This window comes from Weizmannia acidilactici (genome assembly GCF_008974185.1).
Lineage (GTDB): Bacteria > Bacillota > Bacilli > Bacillales > Bacillaceae_C > Weizmannia > Weizmannia acidilactici.
The window spans coordinates 25,136-40,607 of record NZ_BKZP01000020.1; the positions used below are offsets into that span (position 1 = coordinate 25,136).

A 15,472-nucleotide genomic window follows, 5' to 3' on the forward strand; every position below is an offset into this window, starting at 1 on the left:
TTTTAATCAGGTTTTGTTAAAAGAGGGGATGCCCAAGATAAAAGAGGTTACTAAATTTTTCTCATGACTTGCATCTTAGAGAGTATGTTATTTTGCGCTGTATTGGTGAAACGTCTTCGGTCTTGACCATTCAAATTGCACAAGAGGGTATATCATGGAAAAAATGCTTTTACTTTTATTGGAAAACACCCCAATTAGTCCAAGTTAAAAGCAAAAGCATTTCCTCATTATGCTGAAGAAATGCTTTTGGTTTGTTGTTATCTTATTCTTTTTAATTGTTTTTCTATCTTTTCAAGTTACATATTTGCGTCACAAACTTATTGTTTTAATTCTTTCAGCCATTCCATTGTCCCCGCTTCCATTATGAAATGGACTTAATTGCCATTGACTCAATTGGTAAACCCTCTTGATATTTTTTAATAAATACTTCATATCCAGAAACTCCTTCAGGCTCTGGACTTAAAGTCATACTTTCGGGGTTAGCAAAAACTTCCTGATCTAAAAAGTCTTCTAAACTTTGACGGCTATTTCCATGTTTAGCATAAACAGCCAATACTGCCATGCCCCAGGCACCGCCTTCACCGGCTGTACTCATAACCGTAATTGGCGTATTTAATGCATTGGCCAGAACTTGCTGGCCAATGACTGGCGTTTTAAATAGACCGCCTTGAGCAATCATGACATCTGTTTTTATTTGTTCTTCATTTTTCAAAATATCCATTCCAATTTTAAGTGGCGCAAATGCAGCATATAACTGAGTTTGAACAAAGTTTGCTAATGTAAACGAACTATTGGGTTCTCTGACAAAAAGCGGGCGCCCGGCAGGCATTTTGGTAATATTCTCGCCCGATAAGTAGCTGTAATTGAGTAATCCGCCTGCATCAGGATCAGCTTTAGTAGTAACCAAGAATAACGTTTCATATAGACGATCCGTTTTCAAATCTATACCGAGGCGTTCAGCAAATTGTTTAAATACATTTGCCCATGCATTAATATCAGATGAACAATTGTTAATATGAACCATCGCTACTGGTGCACCATTTGGTGTAGTGACGATATCAATATCTCTATAAACTTTTTTCAATGGCTTATCAAGCACAACCATTGAAAAAGCAGATGTTCCGACTGATATATTTCCTGTTCGTTTACGAACACTATTGGTACATACCATACCAGTTCCAGCATCACCCTCGGGCGGAGCCATTAAACTACCATCTTGGAGATTTCCATTCGCATCCAGTAATTTAGCTCCTTCCCGGGTCAATGTTCCTGCATGATCACCGGCTCTTAAAACTTTAGGAAGGATATCCCGAATATTCCATTGATAATGCGCTACATTTTCAAGGCTTTCAAACTTATCCAGAAATTCTGTAGAATAAGTTCCTGTAACTTCATCAATTGGAAAAACACCTGAAGCATCTCCAATTCCTAAAACCTTTTCTCCAGACAATTTCCAGTGTACATAGCCAGCTAAGGTGGTAATAAAATGAATGTCATTTACATGCGGTTCTTTATTTAAAATTGCCTGATAGAGATGTGCGATACTCCATCGTTGCGGAATATTAAAATTAAACAGTTTTGTCAATTCATCAGCAGCTTGTTCGGTAATGTTATTACGCCAAGTTCTAAAAGGAGTAAGCAAAGTGCCATTCTTTGAAAAAGCCAAATATCCGTGCATCATAGCACTAACACCGATCGCGCTAATTTTTGTTAAAGTAGTGTGATACTTACCCTGAACATCTGCTGCAATTTGCGTATAGCTTCTTTGAATTCCTCTCCAGACCTCATCTAATGGGTAAGTCCAAATTCCGTTTTCAAATTTATTCTCCCAAATGTAGCTACCGGAAGCAATTGTATGAAAGTCGTCAGTTACCAATACTGCTTTAATACGCGTTGATCCTAATTCGATGCCTAATGAGACATTTCCCTGTTGAATTGCCTTAGAAGTTTCCACTAAGTTCATTTAATTTACCTCCCTGCCTTATAAGTCTATTTTCACACCTTTTTCTTCAATTACGTTTTTCTCCCCGATTTTTTCGATTTCCTCCAAGGTATGGCCACGGGTTTCGGGAACACGTGTCCGGATAAATAAAACCCCAAGTAAGCAAATAACACCAAAAATTGCGAAAACAGTTTCTTGAGACATCGAAGCAGTCATAATTGGAAATAGCAATCCAACTAAGAAAGAACCAATCCAGTTAAATGATGAAGCTAATCCTGACGCACGTCCACGAATAATCAGCGGGAAAATTTCTCCAACCAGGACCCAAGTTAAAGGAGCCCACGTGAATGAATAAAGTGCTACATAGATACTTAAAAAAGCAACGATCATCATCGGATTTGCATTAGGAATTAGTAAATTCAAGATTACTGGCAAAATAAAGGATAGCCCCATAATCGTTCCGCCCATTGTCAATAAAGTACGGCGATTAAATTTATCAGCAATCATTAGGAATATTAATGAACCTACTACGAGAATAACCCCTTGAATAATTGGCCACATCAACGCCGAACTAGCTGCATGCCCTGTTGCTTTTTCTACAATCAAAGGAATGTAATAAAAAATTGCGTTTGCGCCCTGGAATTGTTGAAAAGCCGCTACACCCACTCCGGCAATTACTAAATAACGGTATTTATTACTAAATAATGTACCCCATGATGCTTTTTGATTTGCATTTTCTTCCTCTCTAGCAGTTTCTTGAATTTGTTTTATTTCAGAATCAATTTCTTCTTTTTTAGAGCGAATGTAGCTTAAAACCTTACGTGCTTCATCAAGTTTATTGTTCTTTATTAAAAAACGTGGTGATTCGGGTAACCTTAACACTCCAAAAAATAAAATCAAAGAAGGTACGGCTGCCAAACTAAGCATTAATCGCCATGCCATTGTTTCTGGTAAATCTTTCAATAAATAATCGACAACGTACGAAAGCAACATCCCGGAAACAATCATTGTTTGATTAATACCTGACAAACGCCCGCGCAAACGTGCAGGCGCCATTTCCGACATATAGGCCGGGACCAATGCAGAAGCAGCACCAACGGCCAATCCTAATAAAATCCGAACAACAATCAAAAAATATTGCCCATCATGAGGGGCTATTCCTGACAAAATGGATCCAACAACAAAAATTAAAGCAGATATTAAAATCATTTTGCGCCGTCCTAAACGATCAGAAAGTTGTCCGGCCAAGGCGCCTCCGAAAATAGCGCCAAACATCACCGCAGAGGTAATCCATCCAATAACGCCAGCGCTGTTTTGAAGGTTCCAATCATTTTCCAGAAAAGGCAAAGCACCCGTCATAACACCAATATCATAGCCAAAAAGAATGCCTCCAAAAGCCCCGAAAAAATAAATAAAGCCACTCGAGATTTTCTTTTCATCAACCATTAAAGTTCCCTCCTCAAGGTTTAATAATTATGTTGTATAAAAATCCCTTTACTAAAAGTATTGATGGCTTTTTGCTGACCTCCTTTTGTGAACGCTAACATTTAAGAAAAAATAAAAGCGTTTTCAAACCGCATATACATGCTAGCATATTTATCCTAATAAATCAATACAAAAAATATTTATTAGGATAAATTCCGCGGCGTTTAAAAGTTTTTAAACTACTAAGAAATGTTTAATTTTGCCGTCACGACTTGCGTTCTCTGCTTCTCTTAAATTATTCAGGTGCTGCTTAGAAGATATAGAAATGCTTAACAAGAAGGCGGTGGCATCAAAAATATACGAACACCATAAATACGGGATTTCCCTTGCATATTCATTCGACAAAAGCATCCAAAAAACCCGTTGTATAAACATTTTCTTTATGTGCAGCAAAACATATTTATGCATACAAATATATTTTTCGTTGACTTATACGGATAATTGATATAGTATTCTTCTTGTAAGCGGTTAATCGATGGAGGTGTGAACATGTCAAAATATGCATCCGAGTTGATTTTAAATCCATGTCGGTCCGAGCCGTTTTTCTGAATTTATCAGTCGGTGAGGTGATTTCTTCGGCTGTCGGAAATTACCCGGTTGGGGTGATTGAAGAATGAACTGCCGGGAATACTTATTGCTTTTGGCATTGACTGGGCGCTTCAAAATGCCAATGATTATGTGGGTGTTCCATTGACACGATGAAACGCACTTATGAAGAGTTAAAAAACTGCACGACTATTTTGATACAGGCATCAATGATGTGATGAAGTGGCTGAAGATCCTGAAGTATTCTGAAGAATCAATCAATATCAAAGGAATGATCAGATGATGTTAGAAGAATTGAAAAAAGAAGTCTATGAAGCGAACATGCTGCTGCCTGAATATAATCTGGTCACCTTTACGTGGGGAAATGTAAGCGGAATTGACCGTGAAAAAAACTTAGTTGTAATTAAGCCGAGCGGTGTCGATTATGAAAAATTGTCACCGGAAAAAATGGTGGTTGTCGATCTGGACGGAAATGTCGTGGAAGGCGATTTAAATCCGTCAAGCGATACACCAACACATTGTGTGCTCTATAGTCATTTTCCCAATATTAGAGGGATCGTTCATACACATTCTCCCTGGGCAGTTTCATTTGCTCAGGCAGGCATTGATATTCCTGCAGCAGGAACGACGCATGCCGATACGTTTTATGGTCCCGTTCCGGTCTCAAGAGCCATGAAAAAAGAGGAAGTCGTCACTAAGTATGAAAAACAGACTGGGGATGTCATTGTTGAGACCTTTGAGAAACGTCAGATTGACCCAGATCAGATACCGGCTGTACTTGTTAATGATCACGGTCCTTTTACATGGGGAAAATCTGCTCTTGAAGCCGTGCACAATGCGGTTGTTCTGGAGGAAGTAGCAAAGATGACTTATCACTCGTTACAGCTGAATCCGCATCATATTGACATGGATCAGTATCTTTTGGACAAACACTTTCTGAGAAAACATGGTAAAAATGCTTATTATGGCCAGATAAATAATAAATAATAGATTAATTATTATTAAGGAGGTTATTTAGATGTTAAAGACAAATGATTATGAATTCTGGTTTGTAGTCGGCAGCCAGCATTTATACGGAAAAGAAGCGCTGGATGCCGTAAAAGAGGATACTGTTAAAATCATTGATGAATTAAATGCAAACGGCAACCTGCCATATCCGATTGTATTTAAAACAGTTGCCACAACTGCCGATAGCATTACACAGGTGATGAAAGAAGTAAACTATAATGACAATGTTGCCGGTGTGATTACTTGGATGCACACATTTTCTCCTGCAAAAAACTGGATCAGAGGAACACAATTATTACAAAAACCGCTGCTCCATTTAGCAACACAATTTCTGGACCATATTCCGTGGAAAACCATTGATATGGATTATATGAATCTGCATCAAAGTGCCCACGGCGACCGGGAGTACGGATTTATTAATGCCAGATTAAATAAGAGAAACAAAGTTGTTGTCGGGCATTGGAAAGAGGAAAATGTCCAAAAACAAATTGGAAAATGGATGGACGTTGCAGTCGCCTACAACGAAAGCTTCCATATAAAAGTGGCAAGATTCGGGGACAATATGCGGAATGTCGCGGTTACCGACGGCGATAAAATTGAAGCGCAAATCCAGTTCGGCTGGACGGTTGATTATTACGGTATCGGCGACCTCGTTGCAGAAATGAAAAAAGTGACAGACCAGGAAATTGAAGCAACTTATGCAGAATGCAAAGAAAAATATGAGTTTGTAATCGGAGATAACGATCCCCAATATTTTGAAGAACATGTAAAAGAGCAGATCCGGATTGAAATTGCTTTACGAAAATTTCTCGACCGGGGCGGATATACCGCATTTACGACAAATTTTGAAGACTTGTGGGGCATGAAGCAGCTGCCGGGCATGGCTGTCCAACGGTTGAATGCTGAAGGATACGGTTTTGCTGGGGAAGGGGATTGGAAAACCGCTGCCTTTGACCGGTTAATCAAAATCATGGCGCATAACGAAAAAACAGGTTTTATGGAAGACTATACGTACAACTTGGTAAAAGGCCATGAGGAAATTTTAGGATCCCATATGCTAGAGGTCGATCCGACATTGGCAAGCACGAAAATCAGAGTGGAAGTCCATCCTTTAGGTATCGGCGACCGCGAAGACCCTGCAAGGCTTGTATTTGACGGCTCGGAAGGGGATGCAATTGATTTAACCATTTCGGATTTTGGCGATCAGTTTAAACTGGTTATGTATGAAGTAGAAGGAAAAAAACCTACGGAAGCAGCGCCAAAATTGCCTGTTGCACGCCAAATTTGGACCCCAAAACCGGGCTTTTATGAAGGGATAAGCAAATGGATTGAAAACGGCGGCGGGCATCATACCGTGTTTTCTTTTGCCGTAACGGCTGAACAAATAGAAGATTTTGCGAAATTAGCAGGTCTTGAAGTAGTGAAAATTTGAATAAGGACTAAAGGAGTGATAAAGATTCATGAGTGAAGAAAATGAAGAGTATATTCATTTAGATAAAGAGGAATTTGCCTAGTTCAATCTGTCACAGGTTCTAATGCGGCTGATCCCGAAAAAATTGCAAAGGAAAAGTTAACATTGTATTTAACGGCATATGTTCTGGCTGATAGATTTAACAAATTGGAAGAAAAGTATTTTTCACAACCAAAAAAAGAGAGAAATTTAAAACAGCTTATTTCTGAAATTGATTCATTAGGTATATTAGCATTTGAAGATAAAAATGATAAATAATCGCATTTCGGGAATAAGTGCCTGGCTGTTGTACAGATTAGTCACAAACTTTACACCTATTAACTGTTCAATCTGTCAGGCTCAGAGTCAAGATAAATAGTGGCATAGCTGTCCGGAAACCGGCCGGGCAGCTGTTCTTTTTGAAATAGGAAAGAAAAATGCAAAAAGAGGACCTGCAAAATGGTAGACATGCTCTCACAAATAAAGACTTTATCCGGGGAAAAAGCGTCCAATATTTTGATTGAAAAAATCCTTGTTTCTTACGATGCATTTGATCAGCTGATCAAATATTTGAAAGAAAAACAGTGGAGCCGGATCGTGATGGTGGCTGACGCCAATACTTATATAGCAGCAGGGAGAAAACTGGAACAAAAAATAAAAGATAATGGGGTTTCCTATTCGGTTACGCTGTTAAAACCCGATAATAATGGGGATGTTTTAGCTGATGAATACTCGATTGTCCAAGTTTTGACCGAGACGCCGCAGGATGCTGACGTGGTACTGGTAGCAGGCTCCGGCACGATCCATGATGTCGTCCGGTTTACCTGCTATAAAATGAGCAAACCTTTTATTTCCATTCCTACTGCCCCTTCCGTTGACGGTTTTACTTCAATGGGTGCCCCCATTGTCATCCGCGGATTTAAAATCACATATCAGACCAAATCACCAATTGCCGTTTTTGCGGATTTAGATGTCCTGCAGCATGCGCCGCGCAAAATGATTGCAGCCGGTTTTGGAGACATGATGGCTAAATTTACTTCTTTAACCGACTGGCATTTCGGCCATCTCGCTGCCGGCGAACCATACTCTGAAACGGCTGCGCGCATTACGAAAGAAGCGCTTGATACTTGCGTTGCCAATATTGATACAATCTCTAAAGCGGATGAAGCGGGGATCCGTGTCCTGTTTGAAGCTTTGGTCAAATCCGGTTTGGCAATGCTGATGTTTGAGCAGTCCCATCCGGCTTCCGGTGGCGAGCACCATTTATCACACTATTGGGAAATGGAATTCCTGAAAAGGCATAAACCGCAAGTGCTCCATGGCGCAAAGGTCAGCGTTTCCACCGCACTTCTTTCGGATATTTATAAAACTGAATTACTGCCGGTTTTATCCGACCGTGCTAGATTGGAAAAACTTTATACAACACGGGATGAAAAAGAAAATTTGAAAAGAATTTTACAGCATCGGGATAAAATCGTTGCGCTATACAGTAACATTCCGGATGCAAAGGTGATTCGGGATATGATTTCTAAATTGGGCGGCCCGGTTTACCCCCGCGATTTGGATATTGATCGCGGTTTGGTTGCGGAAAGCCTGCAAAATGCACACCATTTACGCAACCGTTTCACAGGTTTGAAGTTTTTAAATGAGATTGTCAGGATGGGGGAACACAAATTGGCAGAGATATAGGTTTGTTACAAAAAATTACGATATGATTTTTAACTTTTTCTAGCTAATGTTCGTCATAACGAATATAATGGAGCTAAGGTTTTGCAGGTATAAGGTTTCATTCTATTTGGGGGATTTATGAAAAAAACAACTACTGTCATCATGGGGGCGGCATCTGCATACTATTCTCAACAGTTTAGTCAGGCCGGGCTTTTGCTGCCGGAAACGGGAATGACTTAAGGCAGGAAATCCCTTGCACCACGGACTACTTGAAATATCATTCTCACACATTGAATAAAAATCCGGCACTTTCATTGAAAGCTGCCGGATTTATGCTTAGGTGGTAAAATAATATTATATTTTAAAACAAGGCAGGTGTCCTTCTTGTTTCCATTTTTCCATAAAAAAAGAAAAGAAGAACATATTTTTGCGCCTGTAAGGGGTGAAGTGGTTGCCATTGAAGATGTCCCCGACCCCATTTTTTCCGAAAAAATGATCGGGGATGGATTAGCGATAAAACCGTCGGACGGCCATTTAGTTTCTCCGTTTGACGGGGAGGTGATCCAAGTATTCCCTACCAAACATGCCATCGGGCTCCGCGGGGAATCGGGGTTGGAACTTTTGATTCATATTGGATTGGAAACGGTATCTTTAAATGGGGAAGGTTTTAAAACGGCAGTACAGGCGGGGGATCAGGTGAAAAAGGGCGCCCCGCTTCTCACATTTAATCTTGCTTTTATTAAAGAAAATGCAGCAGATACCATTACGTCCATTGTCATTACAAACGGTGAAATCGTTAAATCACTTGATAAGAAAACAGGCATTGAAGCAGTGGCGGGTAAGACAGAAATCATGTGGGCTACCATATAGAAAGGGAATTTCCAAAAGTACGGGATCGAATGGGTAGTTCATAAAGCATTCCTGTTGAAGGAAAAGTACGCTGATCATTTTATAATATAACAATTTATTCCGGCATTTATTAGACGGTTGCCGGAATTTTTTATATTTAACCGGAAATGAAAACGCTATTGACAACGGTGTATATACAGGATATTATAATAACATGACTTGTATATACAAGATTCAAAATTAATGAAAACGCTATTGACCAAAAGAGGTGGCTATCTTGTTCAAATTGTTTCAAAAAAAACCGCAAGAAGAACATATTTATGCACCTTTAAAAGGTGAAGCTGTTGCGATTGAAGCAGTTCCCGATCCAACTTTTGCTGAAAAAATGATGGGAGACGGGATTGCCATTAAACCGGTTGACGGGAAATTGGTAGCTCCATTTGACGGAGAAGTGATCCAGGTGTTCCCTACGAAGCATGCCATCGGGCTTCGCGGCACATCAGGGCTGGAACTTTTAATTCATATCGGATTGGAAACGGTATCGTTAAATGGCAAAGGTTTTGAAGCCGCTGTTAAGGCAGGGGATAAAGTAAAAAAAGGCGACCCGCTCATCACATTTAATCTTGCTTTTATAAAAGAATGGGCAGCGGACTCCATTACATCCATTGTCATTACAAATGGAGAAAAGGTAAAATCCCTTGAAAAGAAGACAGGCGTTGAAGCTTTGGCAGGGGAAACAGAAATAATGACTGCACAATTATAGCTGGAAATTGAGTGCGCCAATATAGATATACAGGAGGAAAAACAGCATGGCAAAAATCAGCAATGAATCTGTCAAACAGATTGTTGAGGCTGTAGGGGGAAAGGAAAATATTGCGGCTGCGACACATTGTGTGACAAGGCTGCGGTTTGCATTAAAAGATGAAGGAAAAGTAAACAAAGAACGACTTGAAAAAATTGACCTTGTAAAAGGGTCTTTCTTGGCAAACGGGCAATACCAGGTGGTAATCGGTCAGGGGATCGTTGATAAAGTATATGATAAAATGATCGAAATTACTGGGATTGGGGAAGCATCTAAAGATGATGTCAAAAACGAAGCAGCTAAAAAAATGAACCCGCTTCAACGATTTGTCAAAATGCTTTCCGATATATTTATTCCAATTTTGCCGGCAATCGTAACAGCAGGTTTGTTAATGGGCTTAAACAATCTTTTAACAGGCCAAGGCATTTTCTACGATCAAAAATCATTCATTGAAGTGCATAAAAACTGGGCAGGGCTTGCTGATATGATCAATATTATCGCAAATACTGCTTTCACATTCCTGCCTGCGTTAATCGGCTGGTCGGCTGTTAAACGGTTTGGCGGCAACCCGCTGCTCGGAATTGTAATCGGGACCATGATGATTCATCCAAACTTATTAAATGCTTATTCATACGGCGAAGCTTTGAAAAACCACACAATACCAACATGGGATTTATTCGGTTATCATGTCAATAAAATCGGTTATCAGGGGCAAGTACTGCCTGTCCTCGTTTCATCCTTTATTTTGGCTAAACTGGAAATCTATTTAAAAAAACATATTCCGGATTCCGTACAGTTGCTGCTTGTTGCACCAATTGCACTATTGATAACAGGATTTGTTACGTTCATTGCGGTCGGACCGATTACTTTTGAAATCGGGAACTGGATTACTGGCCTCATTGTTGCGGTGTTTAATAATGTGCCGGCAATCGGGGGGTTAATTTACGGCGGCTGCTATGCACTGCTTGTCATTACAGGGATGCACCAGGCTTTCCTTGCTGTTGATTTCCAATTGATTTCAAGCACTGGCGGCACTTATTTATGGCCGATTCTCGTGATGTCCAATATTGCACAAGGTTCCGTAGCACTTGCGATGATGTTTCTGGCAAAAGATAAAAATGTTAAAGGGCTGGCGGGTACATCAACCGTTTCCGCATACCTTGGCATTACAGAACCGGCGATGTTCGGGGTCAATCTCCGTTATAAATTTCCATTCGTATGTGCACTGATCGGATCGGCGATTGCAGGGATTATTTTGGCAACCGGCCATGTAAAAGCCCCGGCGATCGGTGTCGGCGGGATTCCGGGATTTTTATCTATTTTCCCGCAATCATGGGGAACGTTCTTTATCGGTATGGCAGTCGCACTCATTGTACCTTTCGTGTTAACCTTCGTATTTGGAAAAGCAAAAAGACAAAAAGCATAAATCTTAAAGACAGGAGACCTGTGCGATTATTCGTACAGGCCCTTTTGGATAATATAGAAGGATTCGGTGGTGTAAAAATTGAAACAACCTTGGTGGAAAAAAGCAGTCGTTTATCAAATTTATCCCAAAAGCTTTAATGATACAAACGGGGATGGCATCGGCGATCTTAAGGGGATTATTGAAAAATTGGATTATTTAAAGATTCTTGGCATCGATGTTGTTTGGCTGACACCGATTTATCAATCCCCGCAGCGTGATAACGGTTATGATATCAGTGATTATTATGCCATTGATGAAACATATGGAACAATGCATGAGTTTGATCAGTTGCTCACAGAAGCCCATGCGCGAGGCATTAAAATCATTATGGACATTGTTGTGAACCATACTTCAATCGCACATCAATGGTTTATCGAAAGTTCCTCATCGAAAGACAGCCCTTACCGTGATTATTATATATGGAAAGATCCGGTGGACGGCAAGGAGCCGAACAACTGGGTTTCAAAATTCGGTGGCCCGGCATGGCAATATGATGAAAAAACAGGGCAATATTACTTGCATCTGTTTGATGTGACACAAGCGGATTTAAACTGGGAAAATGAAAAGGTCCGTGAAGAAATTTATAAAATGATGGAATTTTGGTTTCAAAAAGGTGTCGACGGCTTCCGTCTGGATGTTATTAATTTGATTTCAAAAAATCAGGACTTCCCGGATGATGACGGGTCAGTACCACCTGGGGACGGCCGCAAATTTTACACAGACGGCCCGCGCATTCATGAATTTTTGCATGAAATGAACCGTAGAGTATTTTCAAAGTACGATGCGATTACAGTAGGGGAAATGTCTTCAACAACAATAGAGGACAGCATCCGCTATACGAATCCAGACGCGCAGGAATTAAGCATGGTGTTTAATTTTCATCACCTAAAAGTTGATTATGAAAACGGTGATAAATGGACAGCGGCGGATTTTGATTTTATCGCATTAAAGCGAATTCTCTCCACATGGCAAACGCGCATGCACGATGGCGGGGGATGGAATGCGTTGTTCTGGTGCAACCACGATCAGCCAAGAATAGTTTCTAGATATGGGAATGACGGTAAATACCGCGTGGAATCGGCCAAAATGCTGGCGACTACCATCCATATGATGCAAGGCACGCCTTACATTTACCAGGGCGAAGAGATCGGTATGACAAACCCGCATTTTGACTGGATTGAAGATTATCGTGATGTTGAATCCTTAAATATGTATAAGATATTAAAAGAACAAGGAAAGTCCGATACGGAAATTATGGCAATTCTGAAACAGAAATCCCGGGACAATTCACGGACCCCGATGCAATGGTGCAGTGGGAAAAACGGTGGTTTTACAACAGGAAAGCCGTGGATTGCGGTGGCTTCGAATTTCAGAGATATCAATGTCGAGGATGCCTTGAAAAATAAAGATTCTATTTTCTACCATTACCAAAAACTGATTCAATTGCGGAAAAAATATGATGTGATCACTTACGGAAATTACCAGCTGATTCTCCCTGAACACCCTGAAATTTTTGCGTATCTCAGAAACGGGGAAGAAGAAAAGCTTTTAGTGGTAAATAATTTTTACGGGAAACCGGCACAGTTTGAACTGCCGGAAGAATTGGATCTTAAGCAGTATGGGCATGCTGAAATCCTAATTGCCAATTACAAGGATTCCCCTGAAGATTTCCATTCCATTGCGCTGCGCCCTTATGAATCCATTGTTTATTATATGAAGAAATCGTAATTCTCTGCCATACCATGTTACAATGACTAATGGTGATTTAAAATGAGAGAGAATAAATATATGTTGATCTATAACGAACTAGCGGACAAAATCCAAAAAGGAAAGATCGAATCAAACAGCATGCTGCCATCTGAACATATTTTGGCTGAACAGTTTTCTACGTCTAGGGAAACGATCCGAAAAGCGCTTAATCTTTTGTCACAAAATGGGTATATCCAGAAAATAAAAGGAAAAGGCTCAGTAGTACTGGATGTAAAAAAGTTCGATTTTCCGGTTTCTGGACTGGTCAGTTTTCGCGAAATTGCAGAGAGTTCGGGAAAGGCCTGGCGGACGAATGTCCATGAATTAGTGCTGGTAAAACCCGATGAAACATTATGCCAGCACTTAAAAATATCAGGAAAAGAAGAAGTTTGGCAAGTCATCAGATCACGGGAAGTCGATCAAGAAAATATTATATTAGACAAAGACTATATCCGAAGGAAATTTGTTCCAACCATCACAAAAGATATATGCGAAGTTTCACTTTACCGATATTTCGAAAAAAAGCTCGGTCTTGTCATCAGTTTTGCGAAAAAAGAAATTACAGTGGAAGAAGCAACCGAGGAAGATTACAAGTATTTGGATATGAAGGAATACAATCATGTGGTCGTTGTACGGAACCAAGTTTATTTGGATGATACGAGCCTTTTGCAATACACGGAATCGCGGCACAGGCTGGATAAATTCCGGTTTGTGGATTTTGCAAGACGTGAGCACCGGTAATTTTCTGCATTTCATTTTTTTGTTCTACTATGATAGAATAGAGGAAATCTTCCGGAGAAAATGAGGGTGAACCATGAAAAAAGTAATCCCACATATTACGATTGAAAACTGCAAAGAAGTGATCGAATTTTACCGTGATGTATTTAAGGGCGAAATTAAAAATGCCAAGCTTGCGGACGGGATCGAAATGTTTAAAGGGCATGAAGGAAAATATATTCATGCCGAGCTGCATATTGGAGACTGCGCGCTGTATTTTAACGATGTATTTGGGGATCCTCCTGTAAAAGGAAACTACATCCAGCTTTCTTTGGACCTTGAAAGTGAAGAAGAAATCAACCGCATTTACAGTGCATTGTCTGAAGGCGGGCAGGTGACAATGGAACTGCAGAAAACATTTTGGGGTGCGCTGTATGCCAAGGTAAAAGACAGGCACGGGATTGAATGGGAATTAAATTATTATGAACAATAAGAAACAGGCTTTCCGCCAGCCTGTTTCTTATTTATAAAGTTCGCAGGCGTAGCCGTCCTTGTCGCCGTCCATATAGGAGCGGTAAGCAGGATTGGAGCGCGGTACGCCATTCGGGTATTTTTTTCTCAATTCTGTGCAATTTTGAAAATTGTCGGTGCTGCTGTTTGTACTTTTTTGCTGACCGGTTGTTTCGGAAGATGCGCTTCCTTTTACACAGCCGTTAAAACCGCGGTCTGTCGCATAGCCTTTTTGTGACCAGATTCTGAGAGACGCGTTCTTTGCCTGCTGCTCGGCTTTTTCGAACGTGCTTAAATACTTATAAGGCGGTTCATATACATAAGCGACGCGCGCATACCCTTCTTTCAGCAGCTGTTCCTGCACGGATTTGCCGTCCACGAAAACATAAGCGAGCAGCCGGCCATATTTATCACGCTCAGCGCCGCTATCGAACTCAATGGTCAGTTTGCCGCTGCTGACGAGCTGCTTATTCCGGTAGTAGGCCGCTTTTGCATACGGCTGCACGCACTGACCCGGTTTTTTCGATTCTGGTGTATCAACCAGCAAATAGCGGACTGTTTCTTCCCTTCCGTTATAGTAGACTTTGATCGTATCCCCATCGGTCACATCGGCAAGCTTGACCGGAATTTGCTTGCCGGTTGTTTGGCCGGATTGGCTTCTGCTTTGCTGGGATGTCGCCTGTTTTGTGGCAGTCTGTGTGCTGCTGCCATTATATGGTTCACATGCTGCCGCAGCCATTAAGAACATGGCAATGATGAATCCAAGCCAGCCAACTTTTCTTTTTTTCATTTCTCTTCCCCTTGTCTTAAAAAGTCTGCTTCATTATTTTACCATGAGTTTAAAAAGTTTTTAAGGCATGGGATTTGACAAAATACCTATAGGGGTATATGATGGTTTCTGTAATTGAATTTTGGGCAGGAGGTCATTCGTGTAAATGTATGTTGTTTTCTTCATTCTTGCTCTGATCCTCATTAAAATTGGTTATACACGATATTTTCCGGTCCACGGAATAACGCGGACAGAATTAAGAATTGATGATATGGAAAATAAAGTGGTGGTCGACGTAAGGGATTACCAGGATGCAGGCAGTGGATCCGTTCAAGGCGCCATTACGATCCCAACCGCCTATTTAAAAAGATTTTCCTGCCAAATTCCAAAGGGCAACCTGCATATTATTTCTTCAAACCAGCTTGAAGCCAATTTCGGCATCCGGTTTTTGCGCAGGAAAGGATTTCACATTAGCTCTTACTCTGTGATTCACTCATAATATAGAGGAGGAA

Annotated in this window: 14 protein-coding genes; 11 read left to right on the forward strand and 3 right to left on the reverse strand. The window is 40.6% G+C overall.

All coding sequences use genetic code 11. From position 1 onward, the window contains the following. Positions 1-361 precede the first annotated feature (361 nt). Both BpJC4_RS09965 and BpJC4_RS09970 read right to left on the reverse strand, forming a co-directional pair. Positions 362-1,963, reverse strand: a complete 1,602-nt coding sequence (locus BpJC4_RS09965; protein ID WP_151681916.1) for a xylulokinase — start codon at positions 1,961-1,963, stop codon at positions 362-364. 18 nt (positions 1,964-1,981) lie between these two features. Next, on the reverse strand, positions 1,982-3,388 hold the full coding sequence (locus BpJC4_RS09970) for a sugar porter family MFS transporter (RefSeq protein WP_151681915.1): 1,407 nt from the start codon (positions 3,386-3,388) through the stop codon (positions 1,982-1,984). Between the two features lie 867 nt (positions 3,389-4,255). Between BpJC4_RS09970 and BpJC4_RS09975 the strand changes: the two genes are divergently transcribed. The 10 genes from BpJC4_RS09975 to BpJC4_RS10015 all read left to right on the forward strand — a co-directional run bounded on the left by BpJC4_RS09975 (position 4,256) and on the right by BpJC4_RS10015 (position 14,174). Beyond that, complete coding sequence (locus BpJC4_RS09975; protein ID WP_151681919.1) at positions 4,256-4,960, forward strand: L-ribulose-5-phosphate 4-epimerase; 705 nt, start codon at positions 4,256-4,258, stop codon at positions 4,958-4,960. 31 nt (positions 4,961-4,991) lie between these two features. Beyond that, positions 4,992-6,413 (forward strand): L-arabinose isomerase, encoded by a 1,422-nt coding sequence (araA, locus tag BpJC4_RS09980; protein ID WP_151681914.1) that lies wholly within the window; start codon positions 4,992-4,994, stop codon positions 6,411-6,413. A 144-nt stretch (positions 6,414-6,557) separates the two neighbouring features. Beyond that, positions 6,558-6,710 carry a hypothetical protein gene (locus tag BpJC4_RS16150; RefSeq protein WP_172967575.1) on the forward strand — a complete coding sequence of 51 codons (153 nt, stop codon included), beginning with the start codon at positions 6,558-6,560 and terminating at the stop codon, positions 6,708-6,710. A 180-nt stretch (positions 6,711-6,890) separates the two neighbouring features. Continuing rightward, entirely contained in the window at positions 6,891-8,120 is a 1,230-nt protein-coding gene (locus BpJC4_RS09985) for a sn-glycerol-1-phosphate dehydrogenase (protein WP_151697843.1), read from the forward strand. A gap of 363 nt (positions 8,121-8,483) precedes the next feature. Then, a complete protein-coding gene (locus BpJC4_RS09990) occupies positions 8,484-8,969 on the forward strand; it encodes a PTS sugar transporter subunit IIA (protein WP_151682019.1) in 486 nt (161 codons plus the stop codon). Between the two features lie 256 nt (positions 8,970-9,225). Then, positions 9,226-9,711, forward strand: a complete 486-nt coding sequence (locus tag BpJC4_RS09995) for a PTS sugar transporter subunit IIA (protein WP_151681572.1) — start codon at positions 9,226-9,228, stop codon at positions 9,709-9,711. 46 nt (positions 9,712-9,757) lie between these two features. Continuing rightward, on the forward strand, positions 9,758-11,176 hold the full coding sequence (gene treP / locus BpJC4_RS10000; protein ID WP_151697844.1) for a PTS system trehalose-specific EIIBC component: 1,419 nt from the start codon (positions 9,758-9,760) through the stop codon (positions 11,174-11,176). Between the two features lie 78 nt (positions 11,177-11,254). Next, positions 11,255-12,943, forward strand: a complete 1,689-nt coding sequence (gene treC, locus BpJC4_RS10005; RefSeq protein WP_151681574.1) for an alpha,alpha-phosphotrehalase — start codon at positions 11,255-11,257, stop codon at positions 12,941-12,943. 42 nt (positions 12,944-12,985) lie between these two features. Then, a complete protein-coding gene (treR, locus tag BpJC4_RS10010) occupies positions 12,986-13,705 on the forward strand; it encodes a trehalose operon repressor (protein ID WP_151697845.1) in 720 nt (239 codons plus the stop codon). 73 nt (positions 13,706-13,778) lie between these two features. Then, the gene (locus BpJC4_RS10015) at positions 13,779-14,174 is read left to right on the forward strand and encodes a VOC family protein (RefSeq protein ID WP_151681576.1); all 396 of its coding nucleotides are present in this window, start codon (positions 13,779-13,781) and stop codon (positions 14,172-14,174) included. Positions 14,175-14,201: 27 nt separating this feature from the next. Here the strand turns inward: BpJC4_RS10015 and BpJC4_RS10020 are convergent, their stop codons facing one another. Further along, the gene (locus BpJC4_RS10020; RefSeq protein ID WP_151681577.1) at positions 14,202-14,981 is read right to left on the reverse strand and encodes a thermonuclease family protein; all 780 of its coding nucleotides are present in this window, start codon (positions 14,979-14,981) and stop codon (positions 14,202-14,204) included. A 145-nt stretch (positions 14,982-15,126) separates the two neighbouring features. On the opposite strand from BpJC4_RS10020, the gene BpJC4_RS10025 reads away from it, so the two are divergent. Then, on the forward strand, positions 15,127-15,459 hold the full coding sequence (locus BpJC4_RS10025; RefSeq protein ID WP_151681578.1) for a rhodanese-like domain-containing protein: 333 nt from the start codon (positions 15,127-15,129) through the stop codon (positions 15,457-15,459). Positions 15,460-15,472 lie beyond the last annotated feature (13 nt).